General features: G+C 65.4%; 18 protein-coding genes and 1 pseudogene. 5 read left to right on the forward strand and 14 right to left on the reverse strand.

Annotated features, from left to right (window positions below; genetic code table 11):
* Nucleotides 1-87: 87 nt before the first annotated feature.
* The 6 genes from ACFSC3_RS01330 to ACFSC3_RS01355 all read right to left on the reverse strand — a co-directional run bounded on the left by ACFSC3_RS01330 (nucleotide 88) and on the right by ACFSC3_RS01355 (nucleotide 6780).
* Entirely contained in the window at nucleotides 88-2259 is a 2172-nt protein-coding gene (locus ACFSC3_RS01330; protein ID WP_380937962.1) for a TonB-dependent receptor domain-containing protein, read from the reverse strand.
* 166 nt (nucleotides 2260-2425) lie between these two features.
* Nucleotides 2426-4186 carry a hypothetical protein gene (locus tag ACFSC3_RS01335; protein ID WP_380937964.1) on the reverse strand — a complete coding sequence of 587 codons (1761 nt, stop codon included), beginning with the start codon at nucleotides 4184-4186 and terminating at the stop codon, nucleotides 2426-2428.
* Nucleotides 4187-4197: 11 nt separating this feature from the next.
* On the reverse strand, nucleotides 4198-5106 hold the full coding sequence (locus tag ACFSC3_RS01340; protein WP_380937966.1) for an ABC transporter ATP-binding protein: 909 nt from the start codon (nucleotides 5104-5106) through the stop codon (nucleotides 4198-4200).
* Nucleotides 5103-5513 carry a GntR family transcriptional regulator gene (locus ACFSC3_RS01345; protein ID WP_380937968.1) on the reverse strand — a complete coding sequence of 137 codons (411 nt, stop codon included), beginning with the start codon at nucleotides 5511-5513 and terminating at the stop codon, nucleotides 5103-5105. Before ACFSC3_RS01345 ends, ACFSC3_RS01340 begins: the two co-directional genes overlap by 4 nt.
* Nucleotides 5514-5655: 142 nt before the next feature.
* Complete coding sequence (locus ACFSC3_RS01350) at nucleotides 5656-6447, reverse strand: DUF1206 domain-containing protein (RefSeq protein WP_380937970.1); 792 nt, start codon at nucleotides 6445-6447, stop codon at nucleotides 5656-5658.
* A gap of 120 nt (nucleotides 6448-6567) precedes the next feature.
* Nucleotides 6568-6780, reverse strand: a complete 213-nt coding sequence (locus ACFSC3_RS01355; protein ID WP_380937972.1) for a hypothetical protein — start codon at nucleotides 6778-6780, stop codon at nucleotides 6568-6570.
* Between the two features lie 53 nt (nucleotides 6781-6833).
* Between ACFSC3_RS01355 and ACFSC3_RS01360 the strand changes: the two genes are divergently transcribed.
* Nucleotides 6834-7199: a c-type cytochrome gene (locus tag ACFSC3_RS01360; protein ID WP_380937974.1), complete on the forward strand. Its 366-nt coding sequence runs from the start codon at nucleotides 6834-6836 to the stop codon at nucleotides 7197-7199.
* Nucleotides 7200-7224: 25 nt separating this feature from the next.
* Here the strand turns inward: ACFSC3_RS01360 and ACFSC3_RS01365 are convergent, their stop codons facing one another.
* The 3 genes from ACFSC3_RS01365 to ACFSC3_RS01375 all read right to left on the reverse strand — a co-directional run bounded on the left by ACFSC3_RS01365 (nucleotide 7225) and on the right by ACFSC3_RS01375 (nucleotide 9804).
* Nucleotides 7225-8106, reverse strand: coding sequence for an NAD(P)H-hydrate dehydratase (locus ACFSC3_RS01365; protein ID WP_380937976.1), 882 nt, complete (start codon nucleotides 8104-8106; stop codon nucleotides 7225-7227).
* Entirely contained in the window at nucleotides 8103-8873 is a 771-nt protein-coding gene (locus ACFSC3_RS01370; RefSeq protein ID WP_380937978.1) for a histidine phosphatase family protein, read from the reverse strand. Before ACFSC3_RS01370 ends, ACFSC3_RS01365 begins: the two co-directional genes overlap by 4 nt.
* A gap of 169 nt (nucleotides 8874-9042) precedes the next feature.
* Complete coding sequence (locus tag ACFSC3_RS01375) at nucleotides 9043-9804, reverse strand: CPBP family intramembrane glutamic endopeptidase (RefSeq protein WP_380937980.1); 762 nt, start codon at nucleotides 9802-9804, stop codon at nucleotides 9043-9045.
* A gap of 112 nt (nucleotides 9805-9916) precedes the next feature.
* Here ACFSC3_RS01375 and ACFSC3_RS01380 point away from each other — a divergent pair, with 112 nt between their 5' ends.
* Nucleotides 9917-10369: a hypothetical protein gene (locus ACFSC3_RS01380; RefSeq protein WP_380937982.1), complete on the forward strand. Its 453-nt coding sequence runs from the start codon at nucleotides 9917-9919 to the stop codon at nucleotides 10367-10369.
* Entirely contained in the window at nucleotides 10347-10664 is a 318-nt protein-coding gene (locus tag ACFSC3_RS01385; RefSeq protein ID WP_380937984.1) for a transcriptional regulator, read from the forward strand. Before ACFSC3_RS01380 ends, ACFSC3_RS01385 begins: the two co-directional genes overlap by 23 nt.
* A 41-nt stretch (nucleotides 10665-10705) precedes the next feature.
* Here ACFSC3_RS01385 and ACFSC3_RS01390 read toward each other — a convergent pair.
* The 3 genes and pseudogenes from ACFSC3_RS01390 to ACFSC3_RS01400 form a co-directional block, all read right to left on the reverse strand.
* Nucleotides 10706-11104: pseudogene (locus tag ACFSC3_RS01390) on the reverse strand (serine hydrolase); the annotation flags it as partial.
* Between the two features lie 214 nt (nucleotides 11105-11318).
* The gene (locus ACFSC3_RS01395; RefSeq protein ID WP_380937986.1) at nucleotides 11319-12476 is read right to left on the reverse strand and encodes a serine hydrolase domain-containing protein; all 1158 of its coding nucleotides are present in this window, start codon (nucleotides 12474-12476) and stop codon (nucleotides 11319-11321) included.
* A gap of 204 nt (nucleotides 12477-12680) precedes the next feature.
* Nucleotides 12681-13766 carry a serine hydrolase domain-containing protein gene (locus ACFSC3_RS01400; protein WP_380937988.1) on the reverse strand — a complete coding sequence of 362 codons (1086 nt, stop codon included), beginning with the start codon at nucleotides 13764-13766 and terminating at the stop codon, nucleotides 12681-12683.
* A gap of 132 nt (nucleotides 13767-13898) precedes the next feature.
* Here ACFSC3_RS01400 and ACFSC3_RS01405 point away from each other — a divergent pair, with 132 nt between their 5' ends.
* Both ACFSC3_RS01405 and ACFSC3_RS01410 read left to right on the forward strand, forming a co-directional pair.
* Nucleotides 13899-14093 (forward strand): hypothetical protein, encoded by a 195-nt coding sequence (locus ACFSC3_RS01405; RefSeq protein ID WP_380937990.1) that lies wholly within the window; start codon nucleotides 13899-13901, stop codon nucleotides 14091-14093.
* Nucleotides 14094-14146: 53 nt separating this feature from the next.
* Nucleotides 14147-14707, forward strand: coding sequence for a hypothetical protein (locus ACFSC3_RS01410; RefSeq protein WP_380937992.1), 561 nt, complete (start codon nucleotides 14147-14149; stop codon nucleotides 14705-14707).
* Between the two features lie 385 nt (nucleotides 14708-15092).
* On the opposite strand, the gene ACFSC3_RS01415 is transcribed toward ACFSC3_RS01410, so the two are convergent.
* Nucleotides 15093-15509, reverse strand: a complete 417-nt coding sequence (locus ACFSC3_RS01415) for a cupin domain-containing protein (protein WP_380937994.1) — start codon at nucleotides 15507-15509, stop codon at nucleotides 15093-15095.
* Between the two features lie 356 nt (nucleotides 15510-15865).
* Nucleotides 15866-17272, reverse strand: a complete 1407-nt coding sequence (locus tag ACFSC3_RS01420) for a PAS domain S-box protein (RefSeq protein ID WP_380937996.1) — start codon at nucleotides 17270-17272, stop codon at nucleotides 15866-15868.
* Nucleotides 17273-17396: the final 124 nt, after the last annotated feature.

The raw sequence follows: 17396 nt of genomic DNA on the forward strand, positions 1-17396 counted from the left end.
AGGCCATGGCCCTTCACGATCCCGATTGTCTGATTATGGGTCTACGTCTCCGCGATTTTCGCATGCGCCTTGCCTAGAGTTTGGACCCTAGTTGGCACCAGCTCCCTGATCGAAGTCGAACGCCGGCTCGGGCCGCTTGCGTGCGTTCGTTCCGCCGATGGTCCAATTGATCCCCGCCAGCACGATTGCGCCAGGCCCCTTCTGGCGGATGCGGTCTCGGATGAGCGGCGTGTCGAGGACGGTGATCGTCCGCTGGGTATCGAGGATGTTCTGGCCGGTCAGGGTCAGGCTGATCTTGTCGTTGAGCTTGCGGCGATAGCCGGCGTTCAGCAGGCCGCCCGGCGCGCGATAGCCCTGCGGGATCAACTGTTCGCCGGTGAAGTTGCCGCTCAGCTGGAAGAAGTCCTTGGCCGATGGCTGCCACGTCAGGCTGCCGCGCACGGAGCCCGTCGCGCCCGACCGCGAGGTCGATATGCCCGCCTGCCGCGGGTCGATCCGGTTCCACAAGTAAGAGCCCGACGCGTTGTAGGTCAGCGTCTTTGACAGCCGCCCGCTTGCCACCAGTTCGACGCCGACGCGCTCGGCGGTCGCCAGATTGGCGCGGGTGTTCAGGAACACGCCGTTGCCCAGATCCTGCACGACATCGGTCACGCCGCCGCGCGACGTGCGGTAGAAGCCGGTGACCGAATAGAAGGTGCCGCCCTTGCGTTTCTGCCACCCGGCCTCGAACGAGTCGGTCACTTCAGGCATCAGGTTCGGGTTGCCGCGGCGCAGGTTCAGCGGGTCGAGGTAGATGGTGTAGGGGTTCAGATCCTGCCCGTTCGGCCGCTGGATACGCCGGCTGTAGCTGCCGCGCAGCTGCTCGGTCGCGCTTAGCTCGTACCCGAAATGCGCGGTCGGATAGAGGCGGAAATAGTCGCGTTCGAAGGTGATGCGGTCGGTGCGCTGGTCGAGGTCGATCTCCGCCTGTTCGGCGCGCAGGCCCAGCTGCGCCTCGAACTTGCCTGGATCGACTTGGTAGGTCGCGTAGAAGGCATGGACCGCCTGGTCCCAGTCGAATTGATTGGTCAGCGACGGCACTGGCGCCAGCGCGTCGAGGCTCGCGCCGCGTACCCCGCGGAAATCGAACTGCGCGCCGTTGAAATCGCCTTCATAGCCGAGGTTGAGCGACCCGTCCTTGCCGAGCGGACGCTTGTAATCGACCTGCGCATCGACGGCGCTGCGGTCGAGGTCGGTGGAGATCAGCTCGCGGCTGGGCGCGGCGGTGGCGAAGACGGTCTGCGCGTCGATGCTGCGGCGCTGGCGGATCGCCTCGACGTTCACGTCCGCGGTCAGCTCATGCCCGCGGCCCGGGAGCGTGCGGCGCCAGGACGTGCGCCCGCCCAGGCTGCGCATGCGCATGGCCTGAAAGGCATCGCGGTCGAAGCTGTTCGACGCCAGCTGGCTGTTCGAATCGGTGAAGGAGGAAATGTCCTGCCGGCCCTCGCGGTACGACAGTTCGCCCGACAGCTTGCTCTTCGCGCTGATGCTGTAGTCGGCCCCGATGCGCGCCGACTGCATTTGCGCGCGGGCGGTGACGTCGGACACCTGCGTCGTAGTCGTGGTGGTGCCGTTCGCCGGGTTCACCCGGACACGGTCGAGCGTGCTGTCGGCCGATCCGCGGAAGCGGCGATAGGCGGCGTCGCCGGTCAGCGTCAGCGTCTTGCCCGACAGCGCGCCGTTCGCGGTCAGCTGTGCGCGGCCGAGCGGGCCGGCGGCGGCCTTGAGGGTCGCGCTGCGGGTGTTCGGGCGCACGCGCTTCGTCACGAGGTTGATGACGCCGCCCGATCCTTCGGGGCTCATCGCAGCGGAGGGGTTGGTGATGATCTCGACCCGGTCGATCTGACCGGCCGGCATCGACTGGAGGGCGTCGCCGCGTGATTCCCCACGCAGCATCGCCGAGGGGCGGCCGTCGATCAGGATGGTCACGCCGGGGTCGCCGCGCAGGCTGACGTTGCCTTGCAAGTCCACGTCGACGCCGGGAACCGCGCGCAGGGCGTCGGCCAGAGTGCCGTTCTGTACGGCCAGATCGTTGGCGACGCTGAAGCTGGTGCGATCGGTCGATCCGATGACGTCGGACCGCGTGCCGGTGACGACGACGTCGTTCGACCGCTGCGGCGCGGGCTTGGCCTGCGGTGGCACCTGGGTCGTCGCGGGTGCGGCTTGGGCGGCGAGCGCCAGACCTGAAGCGCAGGTGAGCAGATGTGCGGCAATCATCATGAATTTCCCCTTTATGGTCGATGGGAAGATGACGCGCGCCAGGGTGAGCGGCATGAGGTGCCGCTGAGCAATCGCTGAAATCGCGGCTCATATCAGGCGTTTGCCTGCCCCGGCGCGACGCTGCCCCGCGTCGACCCGTGTTACTAGTGTATTAGTACAGCAATACTCAATAGTCAACCGGCCGGCGGCGTTCGATCAGGGCGAAGGCGAGGACCATCGGCAGGCTGAAGATCAGGCTGGCGAGCGACCACAATCCCGTCGCCATCGCGCTCAGGCGTCGGCGGCGAGCCAGGATCGCGGTACCGATCGCCGCGACCAGCGCGAGCAGGGCGGCGCGAACCCAGACACCCGAGGGAACGACGACATCCGCCTGTCGCTCGTTCGCCGCCTCGACCGCGCCAATGCGCTCGGCACCTTCGGCAAGCGTGTAGATGACGGGTGAGATCCACGTCGCGCGGAAGCGCATCGTATCGTCGAACTCGGGGGCGAAACTGCGTGCGGCCAGCGGCGTGATTCGCCCGTCCGGCGCGACGGAGACGACGCGCTGCGATGCAGGGAGCGGGCCTTCGATGCTGTTCTGCCCGAAGAAGATCGATACGATCGTCCGGTCGGGAAGGGGGGCGGCGTCGATCCGGCGGATGTCGCCAACCGCCCCGCCGAGGGGGATGGCCGCCGGAGCGATCGTCGCCTGCCCCGTCATGACGCTGCGATCATACAGATACAGCGCGCGGTCGCCGAGGACAGCGACCTGCCGACCGACCGGCCGCGGCCTGGCGACGATCGTCTCCCCCGCCGGCAGCTGCAACAGTCGAACGATCCGGCCTGTCGCGGGGTCGAGACGATATAGGGCGCCGCCCGACGAGACCATGTCGTCGCCAACGCTGATCGGCGGCGCTGGGAAATCGCCGTCGGGACGAAGCTCGCCGACCGGACGACGATCCTTCAGCCGCAGTCCGACATAGGGGTTGGCGTCGTGGCTGTACGTATAAGCGATCCCGCGGCGGGTGTCGGTCAGCTGGGACGCGACGCTGCGGGTCATCTCGCCGCGGCGGGGCAGCCAATCGAAGCTGTTGGGCAGACGAACGACCTCGACGCCGCGCAGGTCGGGCGCGGCGCGGCCCAGCGCGCTGGCGATCAGCTCGTCACTGTTCGCGCGCGACGACTGCACCAGCCCGCCGGGCGTCGCCGCGCCTGCATTCACCAGCGCGTTGCGGCCGAGCGCGGCGAGCGACAGGTGATAGACCAGCCCGCCGCCCATCAGCAGCATGAAGAAGATGGTGAAGGCCGCCGCGAGCGCGCTCAGTCCCAGCAGGACCGGCTGGGTCGCCGCCCGCGTCCGGTCCGGGCGAAAGGCGCCCGCTGTCAGCAGCGCGAGCAGGACGACGGTCAGTGCAGGCAGCAGCAGCGCCGCCGCGCCATACGCCAGATTGCCGATCATCAGCACGGCCGCCGCCGCCAGCCCGGTCCAGCCATAGCGGCGCGGGGCCACCGCCGCATAGCTGCCGCCCAGGAACCCGATCAGCGCGAACAGCGTCGCGGCCGAGGGCATCAGCCAGTGGCGCGCATCGACAACGCGGTCGACGCCCAGCGTCTGGCTGGCGATCAGCAGCAGTAGCGGCGGCAGCATCACGCCGACGACGGTAGTCGCGCCTGCGCCGACGACGCCCGCCATGATCCGCCACGGCGCGACGGGGCGGTGGAGCAGCGCGATCCAGTGGTTGAGCCGCGCATAGCTCGCCGCCTGATAGACGCCGAATACCGCGCCGCAAGCCGCGTAGACCGTGGCGGCCAGATTGCAGATCTCGTCATCGTCGCTGATGCCGGGAAACAGGTAATCGAGCATCAGCAGGGCGAGGATGTGGAGCACAGCCAGCCCCGCGGCCCAGCGCGCGAAACGGCGCAGCTCGGCGACATAGAGTTCGCTCATGATGGATGCTTTCAGTGCGCCGGGCCGGCGTGGTTTCGCGTGAGGAAGGCATCGACCGCGCGGTCGAGCGGCACGGGCATCGCCTGGACGCTTTTCGCCCCGAAGCCGCGCAGGTCGGCGCCGAAGTCGTCGCCGCGGTCGATGACGGTGAAGTGATGAATGCCGTCGATGCGGCTGTGGCGCAGCACACCGGGGATGCCGCCCGCAGGCGGGGCGGCAAAGGGCACGTCGGCGACCCAGTGGCGGAGCCGTTCGCAGAATTCGTCGGGCGCCGAGAAACTCGCGACGCGCCCGCGCTCCAGGATCAGCAGCGTGTCGGCCAGCCGCTCGACCTCATCGATCTGGTGCGAGCAATAAAGGATCGTTCGGCGCTCGTCGCCGGTCGCGGCGATCAGCGCGTCGAGCAACCGCCGCCGCGCGACGACGTCGAGACCCAGCGTCGGTTCGTCGAGGATCAGCAGCTCCGGCGACTGTCCCAGCGCCAGCGCGAGGTTGAGGCCGGACCGCTCGCCACGCGACAGCTGGCCGATGCGCTGGCTGTCGGACAGGTCGAAGCTCGCGATGACGCTATCGAACGCCGCTGCGTCCCAGCGATCGGCATAGTGGCTGCGCTGGACCTTCAATACGGTGTCGACCCGCGCCCAGCCGGGCAGCGTATGCTCCTCGTTCACGAAGCCGATCCGCCCGCGGTCGGCCGGGCTCAGCCGGTCCGTGCGCCGGCCGAGGACGTAGCATTCCCCCGACGTCGGCAGCTGAAACCCGAGCAGTTGGCGAAACAGCGTCGATTTGCCCGCCCCGTTCGCGCCGACGATGGCGTGGATACCGCCACGCGGCAGCGTCAGGTCGAGCGCATCGAGCGCCCGCTTGCGCCCGTGATCGCGCGTCAGCTTGCGCGTTTCGATGGCATAGTCGCTCGTCATGCCGACTGTCGCACGCCGATCGCGCCCAGCGCCTCGCCGACCCGCTCGACCGCGTCGTCGGGGTTGGCCCGGATCGCTACGACTTCGTTGACGAAACGGTCGACCGCGGCATCGAGCCGGCGGTCGCGTTCATCAGGACTCAGTAAGTCGCGCTGCGCCGCGACGTAGAGCCCCAGCCCCGCGCGCGAGACGAGCCAGCCGCCCGACGTCAGCTCGGCATAGGCCTTGACCACCGTGTTCGGATTGACCGCGAGTTGCTGGGCAAGGCCCCGGACGCTCGGCAACTGGTCGCCGACGGCAAGCTCCGACGCGGCGATCTTGCGCCGGATCGCATCGACGATCTGTCCGGCGATCGATCGGCTGTCACCGGGTGCGACCGCAATGGCGAGGGGGACGATTCTGGACACTTCACTGCTCCATCTGTTCTATACGATATAGAACAGTGCATCAGAGAGTGTCAAGAGCGGGCTGAGCGCCGACCGACAGGCAGTGAAGGGGCGACGGAATGCGATCGCGCGCGGCGATGTGCCGGCTCTGTGTCTCTGTTGCTTATCGTCGCCAGTTGATGACGCGTTCTACGCCTTCGTCCACCGGCACATCGTGCAATCGCCGATAGCGGGCCTCGACGAGGCTGAAGAGCCCGAACGCCAACAGTCCGATGCCCACGACGATGTCGAACGGGCTCGTCAGCCACGCGAGCGCTTTCGCCATGCCACCTGCCTCGTTCGCCTGTTCCTCGATCCCGGCTTTCAGCAGGAAGTAGCCGCTGATGAGGAACACCAGGCCACGCGCCGCATAGCCCGCGCGACCGCTCCACTGGACCCAGGCCCGACCCGCCACAGCCGGGTCGAGATAGCGCAGGAACTTTCCTTTCGCCGCTTTCAGCAGCTGAACCGCGCCGAGGATCAGCAGCACTGCCGCGCCGATCAGGATCAAGGCCCACCCGCCGGGCAGTTGCAGAGCGGTCCGTGCGCCTTCCCGAGTCCCGTCCCCCGACAGGGCCGCACCGCGCAGCAGTTGGATCGATTGCCACGCGAGCAGGAGATGAATTGCCCCGCTGAAGCCCGCGCCGACGCGCTCCGCGATCGCCTTGCGATCGGACCCGTGCCGTTCGATGTCGAGTGCAGCGTCGGCCAGGCGCCAGATGCCGTAGGCGATCAGTCCCACGGCGATGCCCCCAAGGAGCACCTGTCCTCCGCCGCGGCCCAGATACTCGATCGCGCCACTGGGGTCCTCCGCCCGTCCGGTGCGAAGGATAAGCACGGCGATGACGATGTAGAGAAGGCCACGCGTCGCAAAGCCGATCCGGGTCAACGCCGTCAGGCGCGGGTTGGTACTCATGCGATCTCCCCTTTCCCGGCACAACCAGAGCCGGGCGATCTCGTTCCGGCGCGCGTTCGCTGGCCGCCGCTCGTCCCGCCGGCAATCGCGCCGCGCTGGCGGGCCGTCCGCCGCGGCGGATCAGTCGGGCGCCTCCCCATGCATTGTGCGCCGACGCCAGCGCAGTCGCAGCCGGGCGTCGCGAAGCAGGGACGCGGGGATCGACGTTGCGGCGCGCAGACCGGCTACGCCGGAGATGTTGCGGATGGTTCCGCGGGTTTCGCTGAACGCGGCGCCCACCAGTTCGCGCGGTTCGACCTGGCCGGCCTCGGTAACGAGCGACAGGCGGTGCATCGCGTAAGCGCGCGCCCTCGAGTCTCATTTGGCTGGCGCTGCTGGTCGCGGCGATGATCGTCGTCGCGGCAGCATCGGGAGCGATCCTCTACCTCCAGACCCGCCACGCTGCCCGCACCCAGGCCGACGCGATGACCGCCGGCAGTTGGCGGCGCGGCGAATTGGCGATCGCACGTTACCAGTGCGGCAGCTGCCACATCATTCCCGGCATCTCCGGCGCGACCGGCGCGGTCGGTCCCGACCTGACCGGCGTCGGCACGCGTGCGATCATCGCCGGTGATCAGTCGAACGACCCTGTCGCACTCGCCCGCTTCATCGCGCATCCGCAGCGCGTCCGTCCCGGCGGGGCGATGCCCGAGATGGGCGTGTCGGACGGCGAAGCCCGTGACATCGCCGCTTATCTTTACGCACAGGAGTGAGGCAGCCAGCCAGGACCGGCTGCTGTCACTGCGGCAGAAGGTGCGGAAATTCGTCGGGCAGCTGGCGCGCGAGGAAGCCGATCGGGCCGCTGACCGTCGCCATTCTGCGGGCGCTCTGGCCGTGGAGCCAGACGCCCCAGCCGGTCGCGACGAGGGGCGTGGCGCCGCGTGACAACAGCCCGGCGATCGCTCCCGCTAATACGTCGCCCGATCCCCCGGTCGCGAGGCCGGTGCCGCCGCCGCCATAGTGGAGGCTGGTGCCGTCGGACGCGGCGATGACCGTATCGCTGCCCTTCAGCGCCACGACCGCGCGATAGGTTCGGGCGGCGTCGTGGGCGAAGCTTCGGGGATCGGCGGCGATCTCGTCTTCCTCCGCGCCACAGAGCACGGCCATCTCGCCATAATGCGGCGTCAGGACGATCCGCCCGCCGAACGCTGCGACCTTGTCCCCCACGTCCCTCATACATCCGATCGCCATCGCATCGACGACCAGCGTCAGGTCGTCGCGCGCAGTGTCCAGCACGATGTCGAGCAGCCGTGCAGCGCCGTCCGGCGTGCCGACGCCAGGACCGATCACCACCGTATCGCATGCCTCGAGGGCGGAGCGCAGGGCGGTGTCCGCGGGGCCGATCTCACCCTGCTCGTCCTCGGGGAGCGCGATCGTCGCGGCTTCGGGCACCATCAGGCCGAGGGGCACCGCCGCCGTCTCCACGGTCGCGAGCTGGACCTTGCCCGCACCGACGCGCAGAGCCGCCTCGCCGGTCAGCCGCGTCGCACCTGGCACCTTGCGCGAACCACCGATGACGAGCACGCGGCCGCGGCTGTTCTTGGTCGTGCCGCGACCGTGGACGGGCAACGGGTTGGCCGCGATCCAGGTGCTGTCGATGGGAGTATCCGCCTCGCTCATCCCCGCACTCCGGCAATGCGATCGGGTTCGGCCGTCACGGCGGGCGTGCCGGCGGCGGCCAGATGCGGCACGCTGTTGTAGCGGACGAGGGCCAGGCCGCCGACCTCCCCCGCACCGGGATCGCAGCGATATTCGGTCACCGCGCAATTCGCGACGTCGCCGGCGGCATCGATCGCCAGGATTTCGCGCTCGGACAGGCCTTCGATCACGTAGCGCAGGCACAGCACGACGACCTGATGCGCGACGATCATCACCCGCCGCCCGGCGTGGTGCAGCGCGATCGTGTCCATTACGGCCCGCAGCCGGAAGACGACGTCGCACCAACTCTCCCCGCCGGGCGGGCGGTGGTAGAATTTGCCGAGCAAACGACGGAATTCGGCCTGATCGGGATAGATCGCGGCGACACCGCTGGTCGTCAGGCCGTCGAGGATACCGAACTCCTTCTCGCGTAGCCGCTCGTCAACGCAGACCGACACGTCGCCATCGCCGCCGCCCGCATCGCGGAACAATGCTGCCGTCGCGCAGGCGCGGACATAGGGTGAGGCGAGGATCACGTCGGGGCGGTCGGCGACCGGGCAGCGTGCGAACCAGCGGCCCAGCGCTCGCGCCTGATCTTGTCCCCGCGGCGACAGGGCGATGTCGACGTCGCGCGCGGGGAGCACGATACGGTCGTCCCCGCGTGCCAGCGCAGCATCGCGGGCGACGTTGCCGGCGCTCTCGCCGTGCCGGACGATCCAGAGCCGCTCGGGCCAGCGGGCCGAACTCATGCCGGCAACCGATGATCTTGCGGACACGCATCCGTCATTCCACGCTCCTCCTTGCCGGAAAAGAGCGCGCGGTGCGGGGCGCGGTTCCAGAGGAGATGGTGACGCTTTACCTAGGTTGCTATGGAGGCACGATCCGCCCTGCTCGCGGGACTTGGCAACGCCAGTCTCCTCACGACGCCGCAAGTGCCCATCGCGGGGCTTTACGCGAGAGAATCAAGTCCGCGATCGCGGGACGGACGAAGAAGGCGGTTATGTTGATGACCGCATGTGCTGTCATGACCCGTAGCAGCGATCCGTGATGCAGGTAGTATAGTGTCAACAGCGCACCCGCGGCTGTGGTGGCAAGCACTCCCTTCCAACCGTAATGCGCGTGCGCCAGGCCGAACGCCAATATCGACAGAACTAGCGCGAGCGTGAGCGAGCCCGTGACCTGCAGAAGCAGCAGCGGAAGCGCCAGTCGGAAGAACAACTCCTCGCTGAATCCGGCATTCAGGCTGAGCAACAGCGCCAGCGTGGCTTCCCGACGGTTGCGGGGGATCAGCGCCTGGTCCGGACCGGCCCCTGGCGCTAGGCTCTTCTTGATTTGCCGCCACTTGATGGCGACCGATATAACCATACCGAAGAACAGTCCGATCGCTATCGGCAGCCATTGATCGCCGGAGATCGACCCATCGGACTGTAGCAACCGGCTTGCCGGGGCAAATGCCGACGGGAATCCGGTAAAGGGCCATAACGCGTCGGCCAGCCAAAGGCTGAACACGCTTGCACCTCCGAGAACGGCGAAGCTCTCGATCAGCCATCGCCGGTACAGCCGCTGCCGGTCGATCGTGTCAGACTGCGTCTGGAAGCGTGCGTACGCCGCGATATCCCTCCGCACCCACAATGTCCCCGCGATGAGCATGACGGCAATCCAAGCCAATGAGAGCACCATTTCCGATCCCTTGTGTCAGTTTCCGAATTGGAAAGTGACCGTTGCTTTCCATTTGGTCAAGTCGTAAGTTGCGGAGGTGGAAAATGGGTGGGCGGCTGGCGGAGGAGTTTGCATGGACGAAGAGGAAGCGGCTCATTCGCTGGACATGATGCGGGTTACACGCGGGGCGTTGGCTGAGCGGGCGAAATGGTCCTTGGCGCGCCACGCCGCGGTGGGACTGCTATTGGGCGGCTTGATCGCCGGCTTTGCGCTGCCTGGACCATGGCCGTTGATCGTCGCGGCCGCTTGCATGGCCGCCACCGCGATGGTCGTTGCCCGCGATCGGCAGCGCGACGGGTTCTTCGTCAGCGGGTATCGGTCAGGGCACACTCTCTGGGTGACAGTCGTGATGTTGGTGGTCGGGTTCGCTGCGCTTATGGCCGCCATCGGTCTGCAGACACGCTATGGCCTGACGTGGGCGCCGTTCGCGGTTGGAGGCGGCATGGTGATATTCGCCACGATCATGAGCATCGTGTGGGAGCGGGCGTACCGGCGGGAGCTAGATGGAGCGCGACATGGGCGCTGAACGGCTGGACCCGCTGATCCACCCACCGGCGCGGCTACAGCTCATGGCATTGTTGGCCGATGTGAGCGAGATGGAGTTTGGGATCGCGCGCGACATCATCGGGGTCAGCGATTCCGTTCTGTCCAAGCATCTCGCGCAATTGAGTGATGGTGGATACATCGAGTTGCGGAAGGCTACGGTGAACACCCGCCAAAGGACGTGGATCGCTGCTACGGCCGCGGGGCGAAAGGCCTTCAAGGGCCATGTCTCGGCGTTGCAGGCACTTGCGTCTGGACGGGTGCCTGACGGTGCGTGACAGCCTGGACAACGCCAGACCGGGTCGCGAGGCTGGTGTAAAGGGGTTGAATCCTCGAGCTTCAGACGCCTCTGATCGACGGGCTGCATGACCAAGGTGGCAGTTAGCGGCTTGGTGAGCGAGCCGATCCGATACCGCAGGGCAGGACCGCTCGCCTGGCGTGGAGCTACGCTTGCGAGGCCATATGACTGCCGTAACAGGACACGACCATTCCGTGCGACCAGCACCGTCCCGTTGAAGCCGCGCCGCTTGGCATAGCTGTCCACCAGCGCCTTTAGATCGTGGACGATTACCTTGGCCGAAGCAGTCTCGGTCGCGGCCGGAGCCGCCAGCGCGACTGTCGCGGCCAACCCCAACGCAAACTTGCAAGCCTTTCGAATGAACCAGAGAGGTGCGAGAGAATGACACGCGTTCAAACCGAACATGGCAGACGACCCCATCGACTACATTTGTAGTCGATTGCCGCCCTGGCGGCAGTGCTGTCAACGACGACGGTCCCAGCCGCTGTGAGGATTACGCGGGTCCGCGGGCTTTTACGCCTGACATGTGCATGTAAGAAACAGGTTACGGCTTGGATCGCGCCGGATTACCGTCCTTCGGTTGAACCGATCGAAATACGGCTCAGGCAGCGAAAGTATCATGATCGTGCTACGATCAAGGCTTTGCGCAGGATGCGATACCAGGCACGAAAACATCGGCGATGCTATCGATAAACGTTTCAGGTTCTGCGCCAACCAGATTGGTAAGCACGATCACTGCCAAACCGTCGTCTGGATAGACGTAGAAGGCGGAGCGGGCACCCCCGATCCCGGCATAAGCCGGATGACATGCCGTTCTGACGGCGGGCCATCCCGCGCCCCAAGGGCCAAACCCACCGCCAGCCAGCGGTTCGGGTGCCCACATCTCTGCCAGCCTGGAGCGATCCTTGATGAGTTTGCCGTCCTGCAAGGCGATGATCCACTGCGCAAGCTCCTGAGCGATTGTCTGGATTCCGCCGCCGGTGCGCAGACCCGCCGGCAAGTCTTCCGCCCAGCGGCTCAGGCTCTTTGTCTCGACAGCCGCCTGACCCGGAACCTTGCGCATGAAGGCATAAGGCGTTGCCGCATTCGGAACGACGTCGAACGTGTCGCCGAATGTCGTCTGGATCATGCCGGCGGGGATAAACTGACGCTGACGATAATATTGCTCGAAGGGCATCCCCGAAAGCTTGGCAATGATGCGGGCGAGCAAGGCGTAGTTCGTCTGATTGTAGGCAAAGCGCGTTCCGGTGGGCGCGTCCAGCGGCAAGGTCGTTATCTTGGCCCATGCCTCCGCCTCGCTGCCCCCGCCGATCAAGCCGCGACGATCAACGATGTTCGGTAGGCCCGAGGTGTGCGCGAGCAGTTGGCGGATACGGATCGCGCGCCAGGATGCTGGAAGATCATCCAGATAGCGCGAAATGGGAGCCTGGAGGTCGACCTTGCCTGCCTCTACAAGCTGCATCATCGCAACGCCGGTGAAGGACTTGGTCGCCGAGTTGATCGCGAAAAGGGTCTTGTCGCTGACCGGAACATGGCTCTCGACATTTGATAGGCCGAGTCCGCGCTGGAGTATGATCCGCCCGTCTTTGACCACGGCAACTTGAAGCCCGGGTATGCGACGATCCCTCATCTCATGCTCGATGATGGCGAGCGCGCGCGCTGTTTGAGCTTTGATATCGCCTCGCGCGGATTCATCACCATGACGTTGAATTACCGTGCGGGTCATTGGGCTGATAGGCGCGATAGCGGCGGCGGGCATCGCAATCACGCCAACGGCGGCGATTGCAGGCATCAGCTTCGATGCTCGCTTACGAACCGCTGCGCCAATCATGCCGATACCAGTCTTGTCGATTACAGATGTGGTCGATTAATCAGTCCCTACGTGGGTTGTCAACGCGGCTAGGGACGGCACCAAGTGAGAAGCCTCTCGCGAGCTACCTGTCAGTTGCGCTTCGCTGCTCCACAGGTATCGCGGCGCGGTGCCAATACGATCCTTTCAGGTCATTTGCCCGCGGAGGAAGGCGATCAGCTTCGGATCGCTTCCCGTGCTTTCGAGGATAGGCAGGATGACTCGCCACCCGTTGTCGCTGTTCGTCAGGATCACGATGCCGTCGCCGCTTGTGCGATTGATCGCGGCGAAGGTGAAAGCTCCTGCATCCTTGCCGGTGTGGAGCATCGTCGTGCCCTCAGGAAAGCCGAGGAGCTGCCAACCTAATCCAAAGCCGGTCCAGGGCGGGCAGGTGGCCGCTTTCGATCCGGCACATATTCCGGGCGTCAGGTCGGCCTGCGATTTGCTGCGCTCGGCCGCAACCGACGGGACCAGGCCCCGATCGTTGCGGGCGTCGATGAGAAAACGCGCATAATCCCGCGCGGTCGCGTGCGCCAGATCGGCAGCGTTGTATTGCGTCACTTGCGCGACCGGCAGCGGCTTGCCTGAGTCGTCGTAGGGCACGGCGATCGGCACCGTCTCGCCTTGCGCCGACACATAGCCCGACGCGCGCATGCGGGCGGGCGCGAACAGCCAGCGACCAGCAAGCGTCTCGAACGATTGTCCGGTACGGTGTTCGGCGTAGCGCGACGCATATTGATAGCCTTCGCCCGAATAGCCGGTCGTCGTGCCGGGATCATGATCGAACGCCAGCCCCTTGGCATTGCGCCAGTTCGGCAGCCCGGTGCGATGACTCAGCGCCATGCGGACCGTCAGCTTCATCCGCCGGGGATCGCGCGACAGGTCGGGGTCGCTCCAGTAGCGATCCATCGGCTCATCGAGCGACAGCTTGCCGGCCGACACCAGCCGCAGGATGACCTCTGCCGTGAGTGGCTTCGTCAGCGAGGCGAGGTTATAGGGCGTGGCAACGGTCGCCGCCCGGTCGGGGCCAGCCATGCCCCAAGCACCCGTCGAGACGATCCGTCCGTTGCGGATTAAGGCGACAGAGGCGCTCTCAACGCGCTGCTCGCGCAGGGTTGCGGTCATATTCGGCAGTGTGGAATTCGATCTGGCATCCGCCACGAAAGCAGTAGCCGCCAGCGCGATCAAACCGCTGTAGACTGCCTGCTTCAGCATGCCAGCTGTATTACTCATGTGTAACAGTTAGCGGTATGTAAGCGCGGTCGCAATCTGGATCTTGAATGACCGTTTCTGGGTCGTTTGAACCGCTTCTCGAATGAGCCGTTTACGACAGGACGCGCATTCCTGCGCACCGACGGAGCTCGAATGACCGATACGATCAACACCACCGAAACTGGCGGCAAGACCGGCTTGTCCGATGCCTTTCGGGAACATTTTTCGGGTGACGCGCCGCTGACGCATAAGGCGACGAATTTCGCGAAGGCGCGGCCGTGGACCAGTGCAGCACTCGCCGGCGTCGCAGCCATGGCGGTGTTGAATAGCCTGCGTGGTCGCAGCTGAGTTCATGAGACGGCGCGCAAGCCGTCCATGTCAGCCAGCATGATCGGAAATGAATGGCGCGCAAGCAGAAGCTGAAAGTGTTTCGGACCCCTATCGGGTTTCATGATGCCTATGTTGCGGCGCCAAGCCGCAGACTGGCTTTGAAGGCATGGGGTGCCGATGCCGACCTGTTCGCGCGGGGCGTCGCCGAGGAGGTTACGGACGCCGCCTTGATAGGAGCGCCGCTCGACCGGCCTGGCGAGATCATAAAAGTGGCGCGCGGGAGCGAGGCGGAGCATCTGGCGGCGGCAAGCTCCAAGCGCGGCAAGCCCAAAAAAAGGCTTGGCGCGAGTTCGCGTGGCGAGACAGTCAAGTCGCAACCGCAGCCATCGCGGAGGAACTTGGATGCTGCCGAAGCGGACGTGCGAAAGCTGGACGAGGCGTACCAGGCGGCCGCGGGCAAATTAACCGAGCAAGCGGAAGACCTTAAGCGACAGCTTGCCGATCTAGAAAACGAGCGACGCGAACTGGATGCAATGCACGACCGAGACCACGACGAAGCACAGGCGGCCGTCGATTGCGAGCGCAAGCGCCATTCCGCGGCGCTAGAGACTTGGCTTACCGCTCAGGGCTGACGATAGCTACGACGTGGAGTTTGCAAATCGGACAACGGGCTGTTCCAGCGGCGGCGATGCGGCCACCGGGCGAGAAATTCGCTCGAACCTGAGATTTTTGCTCATTCGATTATCGCTCATTCGATGATCAGAGCGGTTTCTGCCCCGTTCCACTTTCCCGCGAGACCACTTCGCGGGTTAGGCCAAATTTGCGTGCCCGGACGCAATGCGCGTATGACGATAATATCGCCGACATCGACGGACTTGGGCGCAGCTCCTTAAATGGCGCGGCGCATCCGGCGCTACTCGTTTGCAACGCCGCTGCGCAGGGAGTGGCTTGAGCAGACGCGTAACGAGGTCGAAACCGGCGTGCCACGTAGCGTGCAGCACGCCGGTGCGTCGGCGATCAGCCCGACACGGCGTCCTTGGCCTTTTCCGCCAACTTGGTCAGCAAACCTTTCTCCGCCTCCTCGGCTTCCGCCTTGGTCCGAAAGGCCGCACCTTCGGGCTCGGCGGGTGGGGCATAGACTGAGTAGAGCTTGAGCGCCGACGAGCCCTTGTTGACGATATTGTGCTCGGCACCCTTGGGCACGACGACCAGATGGTTGGGACCGGCCTTGGTATGGCTTCCGTCGATCGTCACCTGCGCTTCGCCCTCGACGACAAACGTGGTCTGGTCGGCGCGATGCGTCTCCATGCCTATCTCCTCGCCAGCGGGAATGCTCATGAGGACGATCTGAACCTTGTTGTCGCGATACACTTCCTTCTGCCACAACTCGTTTTTCGCGGTTAGCTGGATGATGTCCTTGTTGAAGATCGTCACGGTTGGTTCTCCCAGATGTCCCGGGTCAACGATCGCAACGGAGAGGGGATGCATGGACCCATTGATGCAACCTCGCGGCTACATAAAAGTCCGCTGACGAATGCCTGTGGATACGTGGCGGTAAGGGCAGAATGGCAGATCGGGTTGCGCAAATAGCCTGAAAAAGACTCAATCGCCCTCTGTTTTCGGGGGTTTACCCCCGCACTTCTCACTTAAACTTCTCTTTTCGGGATGCTTCTCGAAAGGTGTTGGACCGATCGTCCGCCCGGAAACGACCAGACGTCGGGAAATGTCAGCCAGAGTGCGAATGAGCGTCTGCAACCAAGTCATATCGACGCGGATGGACAGGTTGCCGCCTACTGTTTTCCAATACCTCGCTCACGCCCCCAGACGACTGCGCCACTGCGGCGGTTTACTCCGATTTTTGAGTAGATCTTGGCCACATGATTTCGGACGGTGTTTCGCGATATTTCGAGACGCTCGGCAATCGCCGCGTCGTCGAGGGCGTCGCAGACCAGCTCGAGGATTTCGCGCTCGCGTGGACTGAGCTCGGCTGCGGGTGGATGAGAAGACGGTCGTCGGAGCGTAGCCAGCTTGTCGAGGATTGATCGGCTAAGCCAGCTCGTATCTTTCAGAACTTCGTCGATCGCCGTGCCGAGCTCAGCTTCGCTGCGTCGTCGTTCGGTCACATCCTGATAGATCCAGAGTACGCATGGCGTGCCGTCGACGCTGATCGTTTCGGCCGACACCGCGCAATCGATGACGGTCCCGCTCTGTGACACCAGTCTGGCATCAATGTCGCGAACCCGACCGTCTCGGGCGACATCCGCTTCCACCGCCGCGCGTCGCTCCGCACTTTCCCAGAGTGCGACCTCGTCGGCGGTGCGATGGTTCAGGATGTCGGCGCCGTACCCCGTAAGCGTGCGGAACGCGGCATTGGTCGTGGTGATGCGGTGGTCGGCGTCTCGAGTGGTTGCCATCGGCACCGGCGCCATTTCGAAGACGGCCTGGAGGTGACGCTCGCTCGCGGCAAGGGAGGCCTCAGCTTGGCGACGCGGCTCGAGATCGGCAAAGGTCAGCAGTAGGGCGTCGTCGCCGGTGACGTCGATTGGCTGCCCGGCGAAGAGTACCAGTCGGCGCGCGCCGTCCGCGACCAGCAGCTCCGCATCGGTCTGGGGCACGACCTCGCCTGCTTCGATGCCGCGGCGGACCGCGTGACGGTCCGACAGGTCGGCGAACAGGCCGGCGCCGAAGATAGACTTGCCGATGATTTGGGCGGGCGTGAAGCCGGTGAGGGCGAGGAAGCCGGCGTTGGCTTCGACGATCCGCTGATCGCGCAGGCGCACGATGATAGCGGGGGCGGGGTTCGCCTGGAACATTGCCTTGAACCGCGCCTCGGCGTCGAAGCGTTGCGATATGTCGCTGAGCACGAGCGCGAGATAGTCGGGCTCCCCGCCGTCGACGTCCAGGACGACGTCCCGGACCTTATGTACCCAGCGCGCCTCGTCCTCTCCTGCGGGCGCGACCTCGACGATCATGTCCGCAATGTCGTCGCCGGCCAGGAGGTTGAAGAGGGGATATTCGCGACGCTTCAGGCGGCGATGGTCCGCCGACCACAGGGTGAAGCGTTCGGCATAAGCTTCCGCGGTGTCGCCGAATTCTGCAACGCTCTGCACTCCATGCATCGCTAGAGCGGCGGGGTTCGCGCTCAGGATCGTGCCCGTAGGATCGATCAGGATCACACCGTCGAGGAGGCGTGCCATCAACTGCTCAAGGTGACGCAACGTCGGGGAATGATCAGTGATCGGCGGCTGGCTCGACATGACGCTGAAGCGCCCGAATACTCCAGGCGTTCCGTGCCAGATACTAATCGCCGTAGTTCAAGCG

The sequence above is a fragment of the Sphingomonas floccifaciens genome (assembly GCF_042681125.1).
In the GTDB taxonomy this organism is placed as follows: Bacteria; Pseudomonadota; Alphaproteobacteria; order Sphingomonadales; family Sphingomonadaceae; genus Sphingomonas; species Sphingomonas floccifaciens.

What these genes read in the sequence shown, in the direction of transcription:
- ACFSC3_RS01330 (WP_380937962.1), bottom strand. Translation starts at nt 2,259, where the DNA reads ATGATGATTGCCGCACATCTGCTCACCTGCGCTTCAGGTCTGGCGCTC.
- ACFSC3_RS01335 (WP_380937964.1), bottom strand. Translation starts at nt 4,186, where the DNA reads ATGAGCGAACTCTATGTCGCCGAGCTGCGCCGTTTCGCGCGCTGGGCC.
- ACFSC3_RS01340 (WP_380937966.1), bottom strand. Translation starts at nt 5,106, where the DNA reads ATGACGAGCGACTATGCCATCGAAACGCGCAAGCTGACGCGCGATCAC.
- ACFSC3_RS01350 (WP_380937970.1), bottom strand. Translation starts at nt 6,447, where the DNA reads ATGAGTACCAACCCGCGCCTGACGGCGTTGACCCGGATCGGCTTTGCG.
- ACFSC3_RS01355 (WP_380937972.1), bottom strand. Translation starts at nt 6,780, where the DNA reads ATGCACCGCCTGTCGCTCGTTACCGAGGCCGGCCAGGTCGAACCGCGC.
- ACFSC3_RS01360 (WP_380937974.1), top strand. Translation starts at nt 6,834, where the DNA reads ATGATCGTCGTCGCGGCAGCATCGGGAGCGATCCTCTACCTCCAGACC.
- ACFSC3_RS01365 (WP_380937976.1), bottom strand. Translation starts at nt 8,106, where the DNA reads ATGAGCGAGGCGGATACTCCCATCGACAGCACCTGGATCGCGGCCAAC.
- ACFSC3_RS01370 (WP_380937978.1), bottom strand. Translation starts at nt 8,873, where the DNA reads ATGAGTTCGGCCCGCTGGCCCGAGCGGCTCTGGATCGTCCGGCACGGC.
- ACFSC3_RS01375 (WP_380937980.1), bottom strand. Translation starts at nt 9,804, where the DNA reads ATGGTGCTCTCATTGGCTTGGATTGCCGTCATGCTCATCGCGGGGACA.
- ACFSC3_RS01380 (WP_380937982.1), top strand. Translation starts at nt 9,917, where the DNA reads ATGGACGAAGAGGAAGCGGCTCATTCGCTGGACATGATGCGGGTTACA.
- ACFSC3_RS01385 (WP_380937984.1), top strand. Translation starts at nt 10,347, where the DNA reads ATGGAGCGCGACATGGGCGCTGAACGGCTGGACCCGCTGATCCACCCA.
- ACFSC3_RS01395 (WP_380937986.1), bottom strand. Translation starts at nt 12,476, where the DNA reads ATGCCTGCAATCGCCGCCGTTGGCGTGATTGCGATGCCCGCCGCCGCT.
- ACFSC3_RS01400 (WP_380937988.1), bottom strand. Translation starts at nt 13,766, where the DNA reads ATGAGTAATACAGCTGGCATGCTGAAGCAGGCAGTCTACAGCGGTTTG.
- ACFSC3_RS01405 (WP_380937990.1), top strand. Translation starts at nt 13,899, where the DNA reads ATGACCGATACGATCAACACCACCGAAACTGGCGGCAAGACCGGCTTG.
- ACFSC3_RS01410 (WP_380937992.1), top strand. Translation starts at nt 14,147, where the DNA reads ATGGCGCGCAAGCAGAAGCTGAAAGTGTTTCGGACCCCTATCGGGTTT.
- ACFSC3_RS01420 (WP_380937996.1), bottom strand. Translation starts at nt 17,272, where the DNA reads ATGGCACGCCTCCTCGACGGTGTGATCCTGATCGATCCTACGGGCACG.